2 protein-coding genes are annotated in these 2,069 nt (G+C 68.6%); both read left to right on the forward strand.

Annotation, left to right across the window (positions count from 1 at the left end; genetic code table 11):
- Positions 1–177 precede the first annotated feature (177 nt).
- Complete coding sequence (motA, locus tag F3J18_RS36935) at positions 178–1,038, forward strand: flagellar motor stator protein MotA (protein WP_025099996.1); 861 nt, start codon at positions 178–180, stop codon at positions 1,036–1,038.
- A 15-nt stretch (positions 1,039–1,053) separates the two neighbouring features.
- Positions 1,054–2,069, forward strand: a 1,016-nt coding sequence (motB, locus tag F3J18_RS36940; protein ID WP_166917108.1) for a flagellar motor protein MotB, incomplete at its 3' end; no start/stop codon positions are given.

Consider the following 2,069-nt stretch of genomic DNA (forward strand, 5'->3'; position numbering starts at 1 on the left):
CGGTCCGCGGCGCCGCTCAGGCCCGCGCCAAGGCCGCCCGCGGCCCGGCGCGAGGCCGCCGCCGGGCCCCGGCCGATATCGGGTTAGCCCCGGTCCGGGGCGGTGAAAGTTTTCGGCCCGCCTGCCGTAAACCACTTAACGGCGGCCTTCCCGCCGGCCATTCGTGAGGGACAGGCTGTGCTGATTTTCGTGGGAACTCTCGTGACGTTGTTGTCCGTGTTCGGCGGCTACGCGCTCGCGGGCGGCCACCTGGGCGCGCTGATCCAACCGCTCGAAATCCTGATGATCGCCGGCGCCGGCGTGGGCGCCTTCATCCTCGGCAACGGCATCAAGATGATCAAGGCCACGCTGCGCGTGCTGCCGACCCTGTTCAAGAGCTCGAAATACACCAAGGCGCTGTACATGGAGCTGATGGCCCTGCTCTACGTGCTGCTGGCCAAGGCGCGCAAGGAAGGCACGCTCACCCTCGAGGCCGACATCGACGACCCCGAGAAGAGCCCGATCTTCACCCAGTACCCGAAGATCCTGGCCGACAAGCACATGGTCGAGTTCCTGACCGACTACCTGCGCCTGATGGTGGGCGGCAACATGAACGCCTTCGAGATCGAAAGCCTGATGGACGAGGAGATCGAGACCCACCACGTCGAGGTGGAGGGCCCGGCCCATGCGCTCACGCGCGTGGGCGACGCGATGCCCGCCTTCGGCATCGTGGCGGCGGTGATGGGCGTGGTGCACACCATGGCCTCGGCCGACAAGCCGCCCGCGGTGCTCGGCGCGATGATCGCGCAGGCGCTGGTCGGCACCTTCCTCGGCATCCTGCTCTCCTACGGCCTGATCGGGCCGCTGGCCAGCCTCGCCGAACAGCGCGCGGCCGAGTCGACCAAGCTGCTCCAGTGCATCAAGGTGACCATCCTGGCGAGCCTGAACGGCTACGCGCCGGCGATCGCGGTCGAATTCGGCCGCAAGGTGCTCTTCTCGACCGAACGCCCGTCGTTCGCCGAGCTCGAGGAGCACGTGCGCCGGGTGAAGGCGAAATAAGCGGGGCGGCCGGCGATGAGCAAGGGCAAGGATCGCGCGATCGTCGTCAAGCGGGTCGCGCCGGCGAAGAAGGGCCACCACGGCGGGGCCTGGAAGCTCGCCTATGCGGACTTCATGACCGCGATGATGGCCTTCTTCCTGCTGATGTGGCTGCTCTCGGCGGTCACGCCGGTGCAGTTGAAGGGCATCGCCGACTACTTCAACACGCCGCTGCGGGCCGCGCTGTTCGGCAACGGCGATCGCAGCTCGCATGACTCGAGCATCGTCAACGGCGGCGGCTCGGACATCACGCGCAGCGAGTCGGGCACCACGCGGCGCACCGACGGCACCACCATGCTGGCCAGCCGCCTGACCCAGGAAGGCCGCGACGAGGATCGCGACGTCGATCCGGGCGCGCAGCAGGACCGCCAGGAGCAAGTGCGCCTGCACGACCTGCAGATCAAGCTGATGGCGGCGATCGAGGCCAACCCGGTGCTGCGCCAGTTCAAGCAGCAGATCCGCATCGACTCGACCCTGACCGGGCTGCGCATCGAGATCGTCGACACCCAGAAGCGGCCGATGTTCGCGCTCTCGAGCGACACCGTCGAGCCCTACATGCGCGACATCCTGCGCGAGATCGGCAAGACCCTCAACGACGTGCCGAACCGCATCGTGATGCAGGGCCATACCGACGCGGTGCCGTATTCGGGCGGCGAGAAGGGCTACAGCAACTGGGAATTGTCGGCCGACCGGGCCAATGCCTCGCGGCGCGAGCTGATCGCCGGCGGGATGGACGAGGCCAAGGTGCTGCGCGTGACCGGCCTGGCCTCGACCCAGAACCTGAACAAGGCCGACCCGCTCGACCCGGAGAACCGCCGGATCAGCATCCTGGTGCTGAACCGCAAGTCGGAAACCGCGCTGATGCGCGAGGACGCCACCGCCACCACGCTGTCGAACGACGCGGCCGGCTCGCAGGGGCTCGCGCAGCAGATCGGCGGCGGCGCGAAGCCGGCGGCACCGGCTGCCGGGCCTGCCGCGGTGCCGGCGCCGGC

Origin of the sequence: Burkholderia sp. Ax-1720 (genome assembly GCF_011753035.1) — a bacterium.
Classification (GTDB): domain Bacteria; phylum Pseudomonadota; class Gammaproteobacteria; order Burkholderiales; family Burkholderiaceae; genus Burkholderia; species Burkholderia gladioli.